The sequence below is a fragment of the Streptococcus merionis DSM 19192 genome (assembly GCF_000380085.1).
Lineage (GTDB): Bacteria > Bacillota > Bacilli > Lactobacillales > Streptococcaceae > Streptococcus > Streptococcus merionis.
The window spans coordinates 65,557-85,073 of the sequence record NZ_KB904550.1 but is presented as its reverse complement, the minus strand read 5'-3'; the positions used below and the strand labels follow the sequence as shown (position 1 = coordinate 85,073).

The window sequence follows — 19,517 nt, the reverse complement described above, 5'->3', positions numbered from 1 at the left end:
GGATATATGTCAATTTTTCCAGATAATTTTTTATGGGGAGGAGCAGTAGCTGCAAATCAGGTAGAAGGTGCATATAATGAAGGCGGCAAAGGTTTATCGGTACAAGATGTTCTACCAAACGGTGGCTTAGGCAAGCCCACATATGAGCCGACAGAAGATAATCTGAAATTATCAGCAATTGATTTTTATCATAGATATAAAGAGGATATAGCACTGTTCGCTGAAATGGGGTTTAAAGTATTTAGAACTTCAATAGCTTGGAGTAGGATATTTCCGAATGGTGATGAAGATTTCCCAAACGAAGAAGGTTTACAATTCTATGATGATTTATTCGATGAACTTCTTAAATATAGGATAGAGCCCCTAGTAACTCTTTCTCATTATGAAACTCCGCTATATCTAGCTCAAAAATATCATAGCTGGGTTGATAGAAAAATGATTAGTTTTTTGAAAAATTTGCTCGGGTAGTCTTTGAACGATACAAAGATAAAGTTAAGTATTGGTTGACTTTTAATGAGGTAAACTCCGTTTTAGAATTACCTTTTACAAGTGGTGGGATTGATATACCGAAGGAAAAACTATCTAAACAAGATTTGTATCAAGCTATCCATTATGAATTGGTTGCCTCAAGCCTTGTTACTAAAATTGCTCACGAAATAAATCCGAATTGTAAAGTTGGATGTATGGTTTTGGCCATGCCCGCATATCCAATGACTCCAAATCCAGAAGATGTTTGGGCAGCGCATGATTACGAAAATTTGAACTATTTATTTTCTGATGTGCATGTGAGGGGGTGTTATCCTAATTATGCTAAAAGATATTTTGAAGAGCAGGGAATAACCATCGATTTTGCTGAAGGAGATGAGCAACTATTAAAAGATTATACAGTGGATTTCCTTTCTTTCAGTTATTATATGAGTACAACTCAGTCAGCAAATCCTATGCAGTATTCTTCTGGCCAAGGAAATATTTTAGGTGGTTTAGTAAATCCCTATTTAGAAGCTTCTGATTGGGGGTGGCAGATTGATCCGATTGGTTTTAAATCGTTATTATGATCGCTATCAAATTCCTTTATTTATTGTCGAGAATGGGTTGGGAGCGAAAGATCAATTAGTTAGAGAGGAGTCTGGCACTTTGACTGTTCATGATGATTATCGGATTAAATATATGCAAGAACATCTTTTGCAAGTCTCAGAGGCGATTAAAGATGGTGTTGAAATTATAGGTTATACTGCTTGGGGATGTATAGATTGTGTCTCAATGTCTACAGCACAACTTTCTAAAAGATATGGTTTAATTTATGTTGATCGAAATGATGATGGTAGCGGTAGCTTTAAGCGTTATAAAAAGAAGTCATTCCATTGGTACAAAGAAGTCATTCGAACCAATGGTAGAATATTAACTGACTAATGTATCTCCCAAATGTTCTCCTAAGCTAGATAAGGAGGATATTCTATACTTATGCCTTTAGCTTCCTCAGAAAAAATCTGGGGAAGTTTTCTATTTTTTCTTTTCAAACTCATCTAAATATGCTATGCTGGAAAAAACGTTTAGAAAGTAGACTTGATTGAAGCAAAGGCGCGACATCTGAATTTCAGGAAATTCTGGCTAGATTAAACGGCTTTTCTCGAGATTTTCTGTCTTCCTATTGATTCAAAAGATTATAGTTATGATTATTCCAGCATTTTTTACAACTCAAGAAGCTCTACCTCCGGTGATTGAGCCAGCTTGGTGTTTTGCCTTGATTGTTTCCTTGATATTTCTTGTGCGACTGACGATTCAGCAACGCAACAATCACCGTTATCATCGCTTTTTTATTGGTTTACAAATCCTTCAATTAGTCGGTTTATACGGTTGGTATGTGCTGTTTCGACTTCCCTTATCCATTAGCCTCCCTCTTTACCATTGTCGGATGGCTATGTTTGCTCTTTTATTATTGCCAAAAGATTGGCGTTTAAAACAATATTTTGCTCTTGTTGGGCTTTCTGGGGCAGTGATGGCTTTTGTCCATCCAGTTTTAGACACCTATGCCTTTCCTCATCTCACCTTCTTTTCCTTTTTCCTAGGACATTATGCTTTGTTTGTCAATTGTCTGCTCTATTTGCTGAATGATTATGATTCTGACAGACTGTCGTTTCAAAAGATTATTCTCTATACTGGAGGGATTAATCTATTCTTGCTGATGGTCAATCATCTAACTGGAGGTGATTATGGCTTGCTAAGAAATCCGCCCTTTATTAACGGAAGCAACATCTGGTTCAATTTTATTGTGGTGACTAGTGTTTTGGTTCTGGCCATACTAGCTCTAGAATTATTCTTTAAGAAAGTTTATGTGGCAAATGTGCAAAGGACTTAGCTTTTCTGGCTAAGTTTTTTATTTGTGAAACTCAAAAGCTGTTTAACAGCGTTGCAATAGAGGTGTTTTTTAGCTATAATGGTAAAGATAAATTGTAAAAATGGAGAAGTCCAATGTAGTATAGTATCATGATTTAATTGCCTAAATGAAGAGAGTAAAAAATAGAAAGAACGAAGATGAACATACAAGACGAAATCAAAAAACGCCGTACCTTTGCCATTATTTCCCACCCGGACGCAGGGAAGACGACTATGACCGAGCAGTTACTCTATTTTGGCGGTGAAATCCGTGAGGCTGGTACCGTCAAGGGGAAAAAGACAGGGAACTTTGCCAAGTCCGACTGGATGGATATTGAAAAGCAGCGGGGAATCTCAGTGACCTCTTCTGTGATGCAGTTTGATTATGATGGTAAGCGTGTCAACATCCTTGATACCCCAGGTCACGAGGACTTTTCAGAGGATACTTATCGGACTTTGATGGCAGTGGATGCAGCAGTCATGATTGTAGACTCAGCCAAGGGTATTGAAGCGCAAACCAAAAAACTTTTTGAGGTTGTCAAACATCGCCATATCCCAGTCTTTACCTTTATTAACAAGTTAGACCGCGATGGTCGCGAGCCTCTGGATCTCCTTGAAGAATTAGAAGAAGTGCTGGGCATTGCCAGCTACCCGATGAACTGGCCGATCGGTATGGGAAAATCCTTTGAAGGCCTCTACGACTTGCACAATGAACGTCTGGAGCTTTACAAGGGTGAGGAGCGTTTTGCGAGTTTCAATGATGGTGAGCAACTTTTTGGCAGTAACCCTTTTTATGCACAGGTTTTAGAAGACATTGAACTCCTGTCCGAAGCGGGAAATGAATTTTCAGAAGAAGCTATTTTGGATGGCAAATTGACCCCTGTTTTCTTTGGTTCTGCCTTGACTAATTTTGGTGTGCAGACCTTCCTAGAGACCTTCCTCAAGTTTGCTCCAGAGCCACATGGCCATAAGACGACAGATGAGCAAGTTATCGACCCGCTTAATCCTGATTTTTCAGGTTTTGTTTTCAAGATTCAGGCTAATATGGATCCGCGCCATCGCGATCGGATTGCCTTTGTACGTGTAGTCTCAGGTCAATTTGAACGTGGGATGACGGTTAATTTGCCTCGTACAGGTAAGTCAGCTAAGCTATCTAACGTGACCCAATTTATGGCTGAAAGTCGTGAAAATGTCGAAAATGCTGTCGCTGGTGATATCATCGGGGTTTATGATACAGGAACTTATCAGGTTGGAGACACTTTGACTGTCGGTAAGAACAAATTTGAATTTGAACCTTTGCCAACCTTTACCCCAGAGATTTTCATGAAAGTTTCGGCTAAGAATGTCATGAAACAAAAATCTTTCCACAAGGGTATCGAGCAGTTAGTGCAAGAAGGAGCAATCCAACTTTACAAGAATTACCAGACGGGAGAGTACATGTTGGGTGCAGTCGGTCAGCTCCAGTTTGAGGTCTTTAAACACCGCATGGAGGGCGAGTATAATGCCGAAGTCGTCATGACACCGATGGGCAAGAAGACTGTTCGTTGGATAAAACCGGAGGGTCTAGACGAGCGCATGAGCTCTAGTCGGAATATCCTAGCAAAAGACCGCTTTGATCAGCCAGTCTTTCTCTTTGAAAACGACTTTGCCCTGCGCTGGTTTGCAGATAAGTACCCAGAAGTTGAGCTGGAAGAGAAGATGTAACGCAAGACACTTAGGTATGATCTGATCTGGATTTCTACAGAGTATTAGAACTTGTTTTTACTGCTCAACACTTTCACTCAAGGCTAGTGTGCTTAAAAAACTTGATTTAATGCTCGAAAAACGAAAGTTATTCATTTGTGAAAACAGGTTCTTATGTGACCAATAAATAAAAAAGCAACTCCTGTGATTTTTAATCAGAGGAGTTGTTTTTGGTACGGTTAAAAAGAGGGAGACCTAGATTGGCCATCTTTTCTTCGGAGACTTTCATTCCATCTGACGCCCACTTAGCTAAAGTTGAGACAATGGCTGAACTCCAGAAAGAGTTGAGGTAGGAGTTGGTCTCGTTATCTTCTTTGGTAGCCATTTCATCATCAGACTTACTGAGAAATTCCGAAACCATATCGCTGATTTTCTTTTCTAAATCATGCTGAAAGGCGATTCGCAGGAGATGAGCCTCTTTTTTAGCTTCCTGAAAAAGGCTTAACCATGAGGCTTGTTGCGTCTTTTTTTTGCTGTTGGTTTTGAATTCCTTAAACATCCGTCGAATGACTTTTTCTAGCATTCCTTCCAGCATTTGATCTTTAGACTGATAGTTACGGTAGAAAGCGTTGCGTGAAACGCCTGCTTTTTCAACGAGTTCGGAGATGGAAATCTTGGTTAATTCCTTTTTTTCCATGAGAAATAGCAGAGCAGTCTCAAGGGATTCTCGGGTAATCTGATTGGCTTCTTGATTATGTTCTTGGAGGTGCTCTGTCGACTTTTTCGTTTTTTTGGTATTAGGCATGACACTTCCTTTTCTTTTGTGACACCACAGGGTATTTTCATTATTAGAAATAGCGATTACATGATATAATTTTAATGATAAACACTCTAAATGTCAAATCAAAATCATAAATGGAAGAGGAATTCTATGACTTGGAAGATTATTGCCGATTCATCCAGTGAGTTTAAAACGTTAGGACAGCTGTCGGCTGAGGTGTTATATGAGCGTGTACCGCTGACAATCTCTATTGATGGTAAGACTTTTGTTGACGATGCCGATTTGGACATTGACCACATGATGGAAACCATGTATGCTTCATCCAGCGCAGCCAGCTCGGCTTGTCCCAATACAGAGGATTATTTGCGTTCATTTGCCGGGGCAGATAAGTTGGTTGTCATTACCATTACAGGGTCCTTGTCTGGTAGTTTTAATGCAGCTCGTGTAGCTGCTGAGATGTACAAGGAAGAACATCCAGAAGCACAGATTCATCTAGTCGATTCAAAATCAGCTGGAGGAGAAGTGGACCTCCTTGTCTTAGAAGCACAGCGCCTAATCAGTCAAGGACTTTCTTTTGAGGAAGTTGCCAAAGGAATGGACCATTACCAAGCGAGAACGAAGCTGCTTTTTGTTTTATCTAAAGTAGACAATCTCGTGAAAAATGGTCGTCTTAGCAAGGTAATTGGTGCAGTGGTCGGCTTGCTCAATATTCGTCTGGTTGGTGAAGCTAGCCCAGAAGGTAAGCTTGAAATGCTACAAAAAGCGCGTGGTCATAAAAAATCTGTCACCACTGCCTTCAACGAATTATTAAAGGCTGGTTATACAGGTGGCCGAATCATTATCGCTCACCGTAACAATGATAAGTTTGTCGAGCAGTTTTCAGAATTAGTCCGCGCCAAGTTTGCTGGAGCTGATATCCAAGATTACCCAACCTCTGGACTTTGTTCTTTCTATGCCGAAGAAGGTGGTCTCTTGATGGGCTATGAAGTTTAAGTAGCTATAGCAAAAATAGTCGTCTCAGGGAGCCTACTGAAAGTCTATTCTACGAAAGACAAGGTAGCTAATATTACTTTAACAACAGAAATCACAGAAAATATGAATGATAGACATCTTTTAGACTTGAAAAAATTGCTATCATTCGTTTTTTTGTGGTTGGTTTTGGTTGTCTCGATGTTCTTGTCTTAAAAGCTACTTTTTAACAAATCGTTAGTTTAATAGTTGACAAAATGAGATATTTGTAGTAAATTAGTGTTAGCTAAAAAACTGACAAAGGAGATGCTATGTTTCAAGCAGAAAGGTTAAAGCGATTACGCGAAGAACGACAATTAAAACAGGCTGACATTGCAAAGCAGCTTGGTCTTAGTCGGGCGTCTTATTTTAATTGGGAATCTGGTAAGACAAGGCCTAATCAGGCAAATCTCAAGCATCTGAGTGAGGTTTTAGATGTGCCAGAAACTTATTTTTTCTATGATGCCGCAATTACTGAAATTTATGCCCAATTGACACCTGTCAATCAGGAAAAAACGATAACTTATGCCAGTGATTTATTAGCTGATCAGAAAGCGACAACTAAGGTTGTATCGATTGTAGAAGCGCCGAAGCCACGCTACGCCTACAAGGTTTATGAAAAAATGTCTGCCGGTACTGGTTTTAGTTACTTTGGTGATGGCAATTACGATACGGTGTATCATGATGAGGAAATTGCCCACGATTTTGCCTCCTATGTTTTTGGAGATTCTATGATGCCACAGTTTCTAAATGGTGAAGTAGCCCTGATTCGTCAAGGTTCTTTTGACTATGACGGCGCTATTTATGCCCTTGAGTGGGACGGTCAGACCTATATTAAGAAAGTTTACCGCGAAGAGGAAGGATTGCGTCTGGTATCTCTCAATAAAAAATATGCCGACAAGTTTGCGCCTTATGATGAAGATCCTAGAATTATTGGAAAAATCGTCGGTCACTTTATGCCAATGGAGATGCAGTAAGCTTAGAACCTGTCTCATATTTCGATAGAAAATCAGTGCAAAATGACTAAAAAAGAAAACGTTATTAAAAAATCATCCTTTTCTTTAAATTTCATGACTGGTTTTTATTAGTTTAGAATATTTTCGATCATTTCGGAACAGTAGAAGAAGCTTTCTTCATGCGTTTAGCCTGCCGGATGAGGGTTAGATTGGTTATAATCGAGGGGTTGTGCTATAATAAGTCTATTATTTATCATCGCATGGAGGCGACATTTTGAAAATAGTCATTGCCGGTGGCGGCAAGGTTGGCGAGCTACTCTGTTCAGAACTTGGTAACCATCATAATGATATTGTTTTAATTGAAAAAGATCCGAATGTTTTAGAATACATGATTAATAATTATGACATCACGGGTCTAGCAGGAAATGCTGCATCTTACGAGATTCAACTAGAAGCTGGAGTCGAAGATGCGGATGTCTTTATCGCAACAAGCGAGACAGATGAGATTAATATCATTTCTGCTATCATAGCAAGAAAAATTGGTGCACAATACACAGCGGCTCGGGTTCGCAATCCTGAGTATGCTACGCAGTTTGACTTTGTTCGAGATAGTCTGGGTATTGATCTGTTTATCAATCCTGATTTTTCTGCTGCACGCGATATTGCGGCCATTATTAAATACCCATCCTCTCTCAGCGTGGAAACCTTTATGGGAGGTCGTATTAATTTAGTAGAGTTCGAGATTTCTCCTCGCTCATCTTTGGTGGGGCTTCCGTTAAGGGATTATAAGGCAAAATTTGGTAGCGTTCGTGTTTGTATTATTCATCGTGGTGATGACATTATGATTCCTCAGGCTAATAGTCGCTTGCAGGTCGGCGATCGTGTGCATGTTATAGGCCTCATTAAGGATATGGCTAAGTTTCGACAGTGTTTGCTGGATCAAGAGCGCCAGAATAAGAGCGTTATGATTGTAGGCGGCGGACGCATCACCCATTACCTTTTAAAATTGCTTTCTAAAGATCGCGTTGATACCAAGGTAATCGAGGTTGATATGGAGCGCTGTGAGTTTTTAAGTGCGGCATGGCCTAATGCGACAATCGTCCATGGAGATGGGACAGATCCGACGCTTTTAGATGATGAAGGAATGACAGATTATGATGCTTTTGTTTCGTTAACAGGAATTGATGAAGAAAATCTAATCACATCTGTTTATGCTAAGCATGCAGGAGTCAAAAAAGTCATTACTAAGATGAATCGAACGAAGATCTTAAAGATTTTAGACGATGTGAAAATTAAGTCAATCATAACCCCTAAACAACTGATTGCCAACGATATTGTGAGGTTTGTCCGTTCACGTGCTAATGCTCAAGGATCAAATGTAGAAGCCTTATATCGCTTGGCTGATAATCAGGTTGAAGCGTTGCAGTTTCGTGTCCATAGGGATTCACATGTTTGCGGTATTCCACTACAAGAGCTCAACCTTCGAAAAGATTTGCTTATTGTGAACATTGTGCGGGATCAGGAGCTAGTATTTCCTAATGGTACGACAATCCTCCAACCACACGATCGGGTGATACTGGTGACGACGGATAAACAGCTGACAGATATCAACGATATTTTGGAGGCTTAATATGAAACGCTCACTTATCAGTTATTTTATTGGCAAATTATTACAGGTTGAGGCGTTACTATTAAGTTTTCCACTTTTAGTTAGTTTTATCTATCAAGAAACAAATCGTCAAAAATTTGCCTATGCTAGCGTTATCGTAGGCTTGCTCGCTTTAGGGGGGCTCTTATCCTATAAGAAGCCCTCTTCCGCACGACTGACTGCACGTGAGGGGATTTTTACCGTAGCCTTGTCTTGGATTTGTCTTTCCATTTTTGGAGCTCTTCCCTTAGTTATTTCAGGTGAAATTCCAAATATTTTCAATGCTTTTTTTGAGATAGCCAGTGGTTTTACAACGACGGGTTCAAGCGTGCTATCAGATCTATCTATTCTTGCCAAGTCAACCCTGTTTTGGCGTAGCTTTACCCATCTTATTGGAGGGATGGGAATCCTTGTGTTTACGCTTGCTATCCTTCCAAATTCTGGCTCAGACACTGTACAGCTGATGCGAGCAGAAGTCCCTGGCCCTGTTTTTGGTAAAATTGTTTCAAAACTTAGCCAAACTGCTCGGATTCTGTATATGATGTATATCTCCATGACGGCTGTTTTAGTAGTTGTTTTATGCCTAGTAGGTGTTCCACTATTTGACAGTTTACTCTTATCCTTTGGTACTGCTGGGACAGGTGGTTTTGGGATTGATAACGCTGGGCTGGCTATTTACTCCAATCCCCAGCTTGTGGAGTGGATTATCGGTGTCGGGATGATGCTTTTTGGCGTTAATTTCAACTTGTATTATTATCTATTAATCGGGTATGGTGTTGAAGCCTTTAAAGATGAAGAGTTTAGAACATATCTTGGGATAGTTGTTGTTGCAACGCTTGCGGTGACATTCGGTATCTTTGCCAGTTATGGAAATATACCAGATGCCTTACGGACAGCATTTTTTAATGTATCATCAATCATTACGACGACTGGTTATTCAACAGCCGATTTTAATCAATGGAACTTAGTGACGCAGATGATTCTTATCCTCCTGATGTTTATAGGTGGAAGCGCTGGATCAACGGCTGGTGGTCTTAAGGTATCTAGGATTGTCATTTATGCAAAAATGGCTTTTGCAGAATTACGTCGTGTGGGTCAGCCGAGACGTGTTGTTTCTCCGAGATTTAACAAAAAAGTTGTTGAAAAATCGACGCAGGTTAATCTGAGTCACTACTTACTTGTTTATATTTTAGTGTTTATCTTAATTTTATTTAGTGTAGCAATAGAGTCTAAAGATTTCACGACAGCTTTTACAGCTGTCGCCGCAACCTTTAATAATATTGGTCCAGGATTAGGTGAGGTAGGTCCGACATCTAATTTTTCAGGCTATTCAAATTGGAACACTCTGGTATTGACTTTTTCAATGCTAGCGGGGCGTTTGGAGATTTACCCTATTCTGATTTTATTTGCACCAAAAACACTTAAAGAAATAACCCGCTTGAAATTTTTAAAAGCATAGTTAAAAGTTTATTTGTAGGCTTGAATGAATCAAGAGTAAGATGGTTTCGGTTCAGAAAAGTGTACCAGATAACCCTTTGTTCCTTGGAAAAATCTTCCAGTCATCGTTCAGTCTAGTAATGACGTAGGACAAATGCATGGACAAAGCATCGTTTTCTACAGGTAAGTGAACGGTTTCCTGTTAAGTAGACAGTTAAATAATAAAACAATACTAAGCAACCTGATTCCTGAATTCCAAAGGAGTCAGGTTGTTTCATTTTATATTTGAAGCCTCAAAATAAGTCTGATGAATAAATGCCTTTTTTAGGTTATTTTTAATTATTTTTGATTTTTTTAGCAATATCTCTTGAAAATACATCTGATGAATGTTATAATAAGAAATATAGAAAACGTTTACTAAAAATAGAAAGATCTTAGAACTTGTATATATCAGTAAGATGCTTTATTCAGGAGATCGTTTTTCGAAGAAATATGGAGTAGCTTTGAAAAATCGATAAAGATAAAGTAGTAGAAAACTAATCTTGAATGAAGGTGTCAAGCTGTGAATACAGATTCTTAAAGAGGAGGAGCAACCATGGGAACAAAGCTTGTTTGCCAAGTGGTCAATTCGAGTTAAAAGGCAATGTTGCAGATAGTTAAAATAATGTTGAGTTGAATAATTTAAAAGGAGCATTAAATGGAAAAACTTGGAACTCATAAGGCCAAAGCTTGGCAAATTGCACTTTTCGCCTTAAATAATACATCTACCAATATTTGGTTGTTTTATATGAACTTTATTGCCTATTATATGACCGGTTATGTTGGCGTAGGTGTTGTTTTAGCTTCCACTATTATCATGGGGATGCGTCTATGGGATGCCGTTACAGATCCCATCGTAGGATTTATTGTCGATAAGACAGATGGGAAATTTGGTAAAAATAGACCCTTCATGGTCATTGGGAATATCATCTTAGTGTTAACAACTTTCTTATTAGTTTTCACAACACACCATTTTCCAGAAGGTTTACGATTCCCTTATTTCATCGTTATTTATGCCCTCTATATCATCGGCTACACTTGCCAGACAGTAGTTACCAAGTCAGCTCAGACTTGTTTGACAAATGACCCAGCGCAACGTCCAACCTTTGGTATCTATGATGGGATGTACAATGCTTTGTTGTTCGCCATCATGCCTGTTGTTGTTTCCAATGTTTTGATTCCAAAACATCAAGACTTTAATCTGGGACTTTTCCATGAACTATGGTATTATGTTGCACCAATTACAGTCGTCTTCACATGGTTGGCTGTGCTTGCCATTGCGTCAAAAGATAGGCATGAATTCTTCGGAACAGGTAAACCTGTCAAAGTCACTTTCAAAGATTACTGGGAAGTTTTAAAGCATAATCGCGGTATTCAAATGTTGGTATTTGCAGCCTCAACGGATAAACTTGGTCAAACGATCAAGGGCAATGCGACTATTTTAGTTATTATTTACGCGATTATCTGTGGTAACTATGGTTTGCAAGGGGCGGTTGCTGGTTATACGACTATTCCAACCATTTTGATTATGATTCTAGGAGTTCGTTTTGTGGCTTCTCGTCTAGGGCAACGTAAAGCGCTCTTGCTTGGTTCTTGGGGTGGTATCATTACGAATGCTGCTTTGTTCCTCCTCTTTTATATCGGAAATCCTAAAACGATGAGTTTTCCAGGTTTGGAAGGCTTTACTGGTTGGACTTTCTTTACCGTAGCTTTTATCGTCTTGTGGGTTTTGGGCAATGGTTTTAATAGCTTAGCTGGTACAATGATCATTCCGATGACTGCTGACTGTGCAGATTATGAAGTTTACCGTTCAGGGAAATATGTCCCTGGTTTGATGGGAACGCTCTTTAGCTCAGTAGACAAGATTGTCTCTTCATTTGCTACAGCTATCATTGGTATTCTCTGTGCGTCTATTGGCTTTAAAGAGCAGTTGCCAACCGTTGATACTCCTTTTAGTGAAAACTTGAAATTTATTGGCTTGCTTTGTATGTTTGGCTTTATGATCTTAGGTTATATCTGCAATGTCATAGCTATGAAGTATTATCCATTGACTAAAGAGAAAATGGAAGAAATTCAAGGCGAGATTGCTCGGATCAAAGCAGAACAAATGGATCAGGCGTAAGGAAATTTGCTATGAGGCAGACCATCATGGGTGTCTGTCTCACTCCTTGACTTACCGTCATTTTCTACGCTTTTTAACGGTCATTGTATCTTGTAATATGCAATTCTTAGACAGCTATCGCATAGATGTAACATTTGGTTTGTTGAAAACAAACCAGTGTTGCCACTGTAACTATGTGGAGTGGGATGACAAAATCGAAGCTTTCGGCTTACCGATTTTTGTCCCACTCCCTTAGTTGATTTATGGGAATGTGTTTGTTACATTTATAACAGAAGGAGGAATTATGTTAGAACAATTGAAGAAAAACTATGCCTTTGCGGTGATTCGTGGTAAATCGGCTGAGGATGCTCTAGAGATCTCGCGCCATGCCATCGCAGGAGGTATCAAGAATATCGAGATTACCTTTAGCACACCTGATGCAACAGCGGTGATCGCAAAGCTGATTGAGGAGTTTTCGTCTGATAATTCTGTCGTGATTGGTGCAGGAACAGTGATGACGACTGATTTGGCGCGCGAGGCGATTGTGGCAGGCGCTCAATTTTTGGTTAGTCCACACTTCTCAGCGGATATTCAAGCCATTGCAAAAGCAGAGGGCAATCTCTACTTCCCGGGGTGTGCGACCGTGACGGAAGTGGTTCGTGCTATGGAAGCAGGTTGCCCTATTATCAAGCTTTTCCCAGGCGGTAGTTTAGGACCTGGATTTATCAAGGATATTCATGGTCCGATTCCAGAAGTTAATGTCATGCCATCTGGTGGAGTTTCCATTGATAATGTTGCGAGTTGGAAAGCTGCTGGCGCCTGCGCAGTAGGTGTTGGCTCAGCTTTGAGCGCTAAAGTTGCGACAGACGGTTATGAAAGTGTGACAGAGTTTGCTAGAGCCTTTATGGCAGCCTTGGAGGGATAAGATGGCTTTTAATGACGACAATTTTATGTTAACGAGCGATGCGGCAAAAAAACTCTATGGTTTTGCCAAGAGCATGCCCATCTACGATTTTCACTGCCATTTGGATCCACAGGCGATTTATGAGGACAAGCCTTATGAAAATATCGTAGATCTCTGGCTCGATGGCGATCATTACAAGTGGCGTCTCATGCGAGCTAATGGTGTTCCAGAAAATCTGATTACCAGTGGCGAGAAGAAGGAACGCTTTCGTGTTTGGATTGAAACAGTGAGTCGTGCCTTTGGAAATCCCCTTTACCACTGGAGCCATCTGGAGTTACGCGATGTTTTCGGCATTGATGAGGTTATCAAACCGGAAAACTGGGAAAGTCTTTATGATAGGCTCAATGCTATTTTGGCAGAGCGCAAGATTTCGCCACGCTCTCTTCTTAAGCATTCAGATGTGCGCTTTGTGGGAACGACAGATCACCCTTTGGACGACCTGACATGGCATGAGAAGATCGCAGCGGATGATACGATTGATGTGGTGGTGGCACCAACTTTCCGTCCAGATGAGGCTTTTGTTTCCCATGTGAACTTTGCCAACTTTACAGGGAAATTAGCTGAGAAGACAGGACTTAGTATCCGTAGTTTTTCGGATTTTGTATCTGCTATGGAGATTCGAATTCAGTACTTTGTCGCTCACGGTTGTCAGGCGTCTGACATTAGTTTTGGAGCCGTGCAGTACCAAGATACGACCGAAGAGGAGTTGGATGCGATTTTAACCACGGCTTTAGCTGGCGCTACGTTGACCGATGACGAGGCTTCCGCTTGGCAATCTGGCATTTTTCTAGCCCTCTGCAAGCTCTACCACAAGTACCAGCTTGTAACCCAAGTTCACTTTGGCGCGGTGCGCAATAGTCATAGCCGCCTCTTTAAACAACTCGGTGCTGATGCTGGTTTTGATTCTATGGGCGACCAGATTGATTTGGCAGACCACCTTAACCATTTTTTGGATGCTTTAGCTCAATCAGACAGCCTGCCTAAGATGGTTTGGTACCCACTCAACCCCGTTTACAACGCTGTTGTGGCTAATACGGTAGCCAATTTCCAGGCAAACACTGCTGGGATTAAAGGTCAATTGCAATTTGGAGCTGGTTGGTGGTTCAATGACACCAAGCTAGGCATGCAAGATCAGATGAATCATTATGCGGATCAAGGGATTCTGGCCAACTTCATCGGTATGTTGACGGATTCACGCAGTTTCATGTCTTTCCAGCGGCACGATTATTTCCGCCGCATTCTAGCGTCTTACATCGGCCAATGGGTGACAGATGAGGAAATTCCAGATGATGATGAGCTGTTGAAACCGTTGATGGAAGATATTGCTTATAACAATGCTAAAGCATTTTTCAAATCAGAATAAATGATGCACTTTGTCACATCTAAATGAAGTAGCGCCTCTGAACAAGTGCTTTGGTAAATTTGGTCTAAAAAACTAGATATGATTAGACGGAAACGGGCTTGTATCTTAGAATTGAATTCGGCCTAAAAGCTCGGAAAAAAGATAAATCTTCCTAGAGTGGGGACACTCTTTGTCAGATTTCCTGTTTTTCAGTCGCTTTTTACACGGCCTCATATCTTAATCAACTGAACACGGGCTAAAATCCTCGATAAAATTCGAAAACTTCCTCAAGTCTTGGGACTTGTCGTCTGTTTTCTCATTTTTCATCGGATGTTTAAACGGCCTTATATCTTAAAATTGAACACGCCCTAAAAAGCTCGATAAAATTCAAAAATTTCCTAGAGTGTTTGCACTCTTCGTCAATTTTTTCATTTTTCAACGCTTTTCTTAACGGGCTTTGTATCTTAAAATAAGGGAGAATTGTTGTGGATAATATTTATTTTAGTCAAGATCCTAATGTGACCATGGCTTATGGTTTTTATGAATATGTCAAGCAAGCTGAAAAAAGTTATGATCAAGATCAGATTATTGACTGGATTGAAAGGCATAGGTCGCAATTAGAAGGTGAAAAGGTCTGGCTTTTAACGGGGCATGCCTATGAGAAATCTTATGAAGATTGGGAGCAGTGGCTACTAGACAATGGCTATACGGTTCTGGTAGACTGCCGAGGCTTTGGTCAGGTTCTACTAGGAGAGTTGAAATTTCGCTATGCTTCCTTAAAAAAACAATTAGAAAGTAAAGGTGTAACTGTATATCGTTTATCAGACGATTAGATAAACACTCGCTGAGAGTGGCTGTATGAGGAGAGAAATTATGAAAATGTCCTTTCGTTGGTACGGGAAAAAGGATCCTGTTAGTTTAGAAGAAATCAAGGCTATCCCAGGCATGCAAGGGATTGTGACTGCGGTCTACGATGTGCCTGTTGGTCAGGCTTGGCCTTTGGAAAAGATTTTAGAGTTGAAGCAGCTTGTGGAAGATGCTGGTTTAGAAATCACTGTCATTGAGTCTATTCCAGTGCATGAAGACATCAAGCAGGGGAAACCCAATCGCGATGCTTTGATTGAAAACTACAAGACGTCAATTGAAAATGTTGGGAAAGCTGGTATTCCAGTGGTCTGCTATAACTTTATGCCGGTCTTTGACTGGACGCGTTCAGACCTTAAGCATCCCTTGCCTGATGGAACGACTTCTCTGGCTTTTTTGAAAGATGACTTGGTTGGTGTTGATCCAGTGGCTGATGACCTCAATCTGCCAGGCTGGGATTCGTCCTATTCTAAAGAAGAGATGAAGGCTATCATCGAAAACTATCGGGAAAATATCAGCGAAGAAGACCTCTGGGAAAATTTAGCCTACTTTATCAAAGCCATTATGCCAACAGCAGAAGCTGCTGGGGTTAAAATGGCTATTCACCCAGATGACCCACCTTATGGTATTTTTGGCTTGCCGCGAATCATTACAGGACTTAAGTCTGTAGAGCGTTTTCTAGATCTCTATGATTCAGAGTACAATGGAATTACCATGTGTGTGGGGTCTTACGCTTCTGATCCAGCCAACGATGTTTTAGCTATTCAGGAGTATGCGCTGAAGCGAAATCGAATCAATTTCATGCATACACGCAATGTAACAGCAGGTGATTGGGGCTTCCAAGAGACAGCGCATCTCTCAGAAGCTGGAGACATTGACATGAACGCTGTCATCAAGCTCTTGGTGGATTATGATTGGAAAGGTGCTCTTCGCCCAGACCATGGGCGCCGTATCTGGGGAGATCAAACGAAGACACCGGGTTACGGATTGTACGATCGCGCTTTAGGAGCGACTTATTTCAATGGCCTTTATGAAGCTAATATGAGGGCTGCAGGTAAAAGACCAGATTTTGGTATCAGTGCCAAAACGGTTGGCAACAAGTAAGAAGAGAGGAAGAACAGAATGGCAAGAACGATTTCATTTGAAGGTAAAACCGTTGTGGTAACAGGAGCAGGGGGTGTACTCTGTGGTTATATGGCCAAAGAATTTGCGAAGGCTGGTGCTCAAGTAGCCCTTCTTGACCTTAACCAAGAAGCTGCTCAAGTCTTTGCAGACGAGATTGCCTCAGAAGGTGGTAAAGCTAAGGCCTATAAGGCAAATGTCTTAGATAAAGCTAATCTAGAGGCAGTCCATGAAGCAGTATTGACTGACTTTGGGCCTGTGGACATTCTTGTCAATGGTGCTGGTGGGAACAATCCTAAGGCTACGACTGATAATGAATTTCATGAGTTTGACCTACCAGAAGGGACAAAGACTTTCTTTGACCTTGATCAAGCAGGGATTGAGTTTGTCTTTAATCTCAACTACCTAGGTACGCTCCTGCCGACACAAGTTTTTGCGCAGGATATGGCCGGTCGTGAAGGGGCAAACATTATCAATATCTCATCGATGAACGCTTTCACACCGTTGACAAAGATTCCAGCATACTCAGGTGCTAAGGCAGCCATTTCTAACTTTACCCAGTGGTTAGCGGTGCATTTCTCCAAAGTTGGCATTCGTTGCAATGCCATTGCGCCAGGATTCTTGGTAACGAACCAAAACCGCGGCCTTCTCTTTGATGAAGAAGGTAAGCCGACTGCTCGGGCCAACAAAATTTTGACTAACACACCTATGGGACGCTTTGGCGAAGCTGAAGAACTGATTGGCGGTCTCTTCTTCCTCGCAGATGAACAGTCAGCTAGCTTTGTCAATGGTGTCGTGCTTCCGATCGACGGTGGCTTCTCAGCCTATTCTGGGGTGTGATAGTCACTAACCCAAATAAACTATACCTAAGGTTTTCTCTGATCGCGTATTAACAGGTTTATCCGCTAACGTACCAGTGAATACCTTAGCAGTTATTGTCGTTTGGTTAGCTGCTTTGAGGAGCAACTAAGCTTAATGCCTTAAGACGTTTCAACGTTTTCCTCAGTCTTATATCTTAGTAAAGGAGACAAAATGGTTCAACACTTAACACTTAATCCTAGTGGATTACAACTTCTTCGTCAGGTTAATCCTCGGTTGATGTCTTACAATATCGAATTTGCAGAAGTGACAGGCGGTACTTTCTGGAAAGCCTATACACCAGAGCAAATTGATGGAACAGAGGAATTCTACGTAGAACCAACCTCAGAAGGCATTACTGCCATGTATAAGGATTTGATGCAGGAATATGCCCCGATTGACCTTACGAATCCTAAATTGCGCTACCTTGCCAAATCACTGGGGTCAGCTTGGATTCGTGTGTCAGGAACTTGGGCAACCAAAACCTATTATGACTTTGATGGAAAAACAGATGGTCAAGCTCCAGAAGGCTATTTGAACGTTTTAACTAAGGAACAATGGCTCGGCGTTTTGGATTTTGTCAAAGCCGTTAATGGAAAATTGATGGTATCGTTGGCAAACTGCCCAGGCTTGCACAGTGTAGAAGAACCTTGGCACCCAGCAGAAGCTGAAAAACTCTTTGGTCTGAGTGCTTCCTACGGTGTTCCGATTGCAGCAGCAGAGTTCACAAATGAGCCTAACATGATGGAAGAGACTGGTTTTCCAAAAGGTTATACGGCTGAACACTACCGTCGTGATCAGGATCTGTTTTTCACATGGTTGGATGAGCATTATCCAGACTGTCTGAAAGTAGGACCAAGCACCACAGGTGGGGACAATATCGTCTTTGGAAAGCCAACGGAAAACGGAACAGGTGGCGTTGAACAGCTCGTTGGAGAAGTCGCTAACTGTTCAGATTTGTTAGATGGAACGCAGGTTCCTTTAGATGTGTTTAGTTACCACTATTATAATGGTGTATCAGAACGCTTAGCTTCTGTTTTGCCAAATGGCCACTGGCCAGCTGACGAGGCTTTGTCAGAGGAGTATTTAGAGGTTGCAGCAAAATTCTGCCAAACTTACCTTTCGCTTAGAGACCAATATGTCCCTGGGGCAGAGATGTGGGTGACAGAATCAGGAGATGCTGGTGGCGGGGGTAATACTTGGGCATCAACTTTTATGGATGTTTTCCGCACGCTAAATGAGCTTGGAACCTTTGCGACACTGACAGATGGTGTTGTTTTCCACAATACCTTAGCAGCATCTGACTATGGTTTCCTTGCCCGCGAAGTTTTTGATCCTAGACCAAATTATTTTGCTGTTTTGCTTTGGAACCAGCTCATGGGCAACCAGGTTTATGATACTGGTGAGAGCATTCGAGAAGGTGCGCATGTCTTTGCTCATTCTCGTAAAGATGGCAAAGATGGTGTTGTCTATCTGGTTATCAACAACTCAAAAACAGAGGAAACGGTCATCACTCTCCCGAAATCAGCAGCGCTCTATCAGCTGTCTGCCGAGGACATCAGGGCAAGGGAGATGCAGCTAAATGGCCAACTTCTGACCCTAACTGCAGAGAATCAGCTCCCTGATCTGTCAGCAGAGACTATCTCTGAAGGAGAGATCACTCTGCCACCTTTGACGATAGCTTTTCTTGTTTTATAAATCTATGATAATCAAAGTTAGCAGTTCTATGGTGAGTTATCAGCATTTTACAAACCAGAGAACTACTGTTCAAACTACAAATGAAACGAGACTATGTGCTTTGTCTCAATCTCATCGACGCACCCCGTCAGGACGACTAGGTAATAAGACAGTATACCCTGACATCTAGCTTTTTAGGCCGTGTTCAGCTTTAAGATACAAAGGCCGTTTAAAAATGCGATGGAAAATAAGGGAGTGACTGATGAGTCTGAAGACTCAAGGAAACTCACGCATTTTACCGAGCATTTTAGGCCGTGTTCAGTTAGTAAGCAAACGATTGGAGACAGCGAACCGCTGAGTAGGGTTCTAAAGTGGATTATCCATGTATTAGAGCCTAATCAGCAGTGGTTCATTGGCGCTAAAGCGCCTAATGACCTGTGCAGGGGTAAGACTAAGTTGGCATAGCCAACAAGTCTTACTCCCACCCCCTGCGCTGAGATGTTTACGCAAACGATGAGAGGTGAGATTGAACTTTTTATACGTAATCTTCAACGGTTACATGCTTTGAGGGTGAGGGCAAAGCCATCATGGTTGTCTTGTCCAGCCTCTATGTGACATTGCTTGGCCAGTTTTAGCTCCAACTGCGATTAATTGAGAACGAGCT

General features: G+C 41.2%; 14 protein-coding genes and 1 pseudogene. 14 read left to right on the top strand and 1 reads right to left on the bottom strand.

What is annotated here, in order from left to right:
- Positions 1 to 6 precede the first annotated feature (6 nt).
- The 3 genes and pseudogenes from A3I5_RS11730 (at position 7) to A3I5_RS0106435 (ending at position 4,077) form a co-directional block, all read left to right on the top strand.
- Positions 7 to 1,410, top strand: a pseudogene (locus A3I5_RS11730) (glycoside hydrolase family 1 protein).
- Between the two features lie 259 nt (positions 1,411 to 1,669).
- Positions 1,670 to 2,356 carry a YwaF family protein gene (locus tag A3I5_RS0106440; protein ID WP_018373791.1) on the top strand — a complete coding sequence of 229 codons (687 nt, stop codon included), beginning with the start codon at positions 1,670 to 1,672 and terminating at the stop codon, positions 2,354 to 2,356.
- A gap of 176 nt (positions 2,357 to 2,532) precedes the next feature.
- Positions 2,533 to 4,077 carry a peptide chain release factor 3 gene (locus tag A3I5_RS0106435; protein ID WP_018373790.1) on the top strand — a complete coding sequence of 515 codons (1,545 nt, stop codon included), beginning with the start codon at positions 2,533 to 2,535 and terminating at the stop codon, positions 4,075 to 4,077.
- A 190-nt stretch (positions 4,078 to 4,267) separates the two neighbouring features.
- On the opposite strand, the gene A3I5_RS0106430 is transcribed toward A3I5_RS0106435, so the two are convergent.
- On the bottom strand, positions 4,268 to 4,861 hold the full coding sequence (locus tag A3I5_RS0106430; protein WP_018373789.1) for a TetR/AcrR family transcriptional regulator: 594 nt from the start codon (positions 4,859 to 4,861) through the stop codon (positions 4,268 to 4,270).
- 126 nt (positions 4,862 to 4,987) lie between these two features.
- On the opposite strand from A3I5_RS0106430, the gene A3I5_RS0106425 reads away from it, so the two are divergent.
- From A3I5_RS0106425 to A3I5_RS0106375, 11 genes are all read left to right on the top strand, one after another.
- A complete protein-coding gene (locus tag A3I5_RS0106425) occupies positions 4,988 to 5,830 on the top strand; it encodes a DegV family protein (RefSeq protein WP_018373788.1) in 843 nt (280 codons plus the stop codon).
- 287 nt (positions 5,831 to 6,117) lie between these two features.
- The gene (locus A3I5_RS0106420) at positions 6,118 to 6,822 is read left to right on the top strand and encodes an XRE family transcriptional regulator (protein ID WP_018373787.1); all 705 of its coding nucleotides are present in this window, start codon (positions 6,118 to 6,120) and stop codon (positions 6,820 to 6,822) included.
- A gap of 253 nt (positions 6,823 to 7,075) precedes the next feature.
- On the top strand, positions 7,076 to 8,431 hold the full coding sequence (gene trkA / locus A3I5_RS0106415; protein WP_018373786.1) for a Trk system potassium transporter TrkA: 1,356 nt from the start codon (positions 7,076 to 7,078) through the stop codon (positions 8,429 to 8,431).
- 1 nt (position 8,432) lies between these two features.
- A complete protein-coding gene (locus A3I5_RS0106410; RefSeq protein ID WP_018373785.1) occupies positions 8,433 to 9,908 on the top strand; it encodes a TrkH family potassium uptake protein in 1,476 nt (491 codons plus the stop codon).
- A gap of 675 nt (positions 9,909 to 10,583) precedes the next feature.
- Positions 10,584 to 12,047 (top strand): MFS transporter, encoded by a 1,464-nt coding sequence (locus tag A3I5_RS0106405; protein ID WP_018373784.1) that lies wholly within the window; start codon positions 10,584 to 10,586, stop codon positions 12,045 to 12,047.
- Between the two features lie 283 nt (positions 12,048 to 12,330).
- Positions 12,331 to 12,951 (top strand): bifunctional 2-keto-4-hydroxyglutarate aldolase/2-keto-3-deoxy-6-phosphogluconate aldolase, encoded by a 621-nt coding sequence (locus tag A3I5_RS0106400; RefSeq protein WP_018373783.1) that lies wholly within the window; start codon positions 12,331 to 12,333, stop codon positions 12,949 to 12,951.
- Between the two features lies 1 nt (position 12,952).
- Positions 12,953 to 14,353 carry a glucuronate isomerase gene (uxaC, locus tag A3I5_RS0106395; protein WP_018373782.1) on the top strand — a complete coding sequence of 467 codons (1,401 nt, stop codon included), beginning with the start codon at positions 12,953 to 12,955 and terminating at the stop codon, positions 14,351 to 14,353.
- 464 nt (positions 14,354 to 14,817) lie between these two features.
- The gene (locus tag A3I5_RS0106390) at positions 14,818 to 15,165 is read left to right on the top strand and encodes a hypothetical protein (protein WP_018373781.1); all 348 of its coding nucleotides are present in this window, start codon (positions 14,818 to 14,820) and stop codon (positions 15,163 to 15,165) included.
- Between the two features lie 40 nt (positions 15,166 to 15,205).
- On the top strand, positions 15,206 to 16,300 hold the full coding sequence (locus A3I5_RS0106385; protein ID WP_018373780.1) for a mannonate dehydratase: 1,095 nt from the start codon (positions 15,206 to 15,208) through the stop codon (positions 16,298 to 16,300).
- Between the two features lie 18 nt (positions 16,301 to 16,318).
- Entirely contained in the window at positions 16,319 to 17,158 is an 840-nt protein-coding gene (locus tag A3I5_RS0106380; RefSeq protein WP_018373779.1) for an SDR family oxidoreductase, read from the top strand.
- Between the two features lie 192 nt (positions 17,159 to 17,350).
- The gene (locus tag A3I5_RS0106375; RefSeq protein WP_018373778.1) at positions 17,351 to 18,874 is read left to right on the top strand and encodes a glycosyl hydrolase family 79 N-terminal domain-containing protein; all 1,524 of its coding nucleotides are present in this window, start codon (positions 17,351 to 17,353) and stop codon (positions 18,872 to 18,874) included.
- The last annotated feature ends 643 nt before the right edge of the window (positions 18,875 to 19,517 follow it).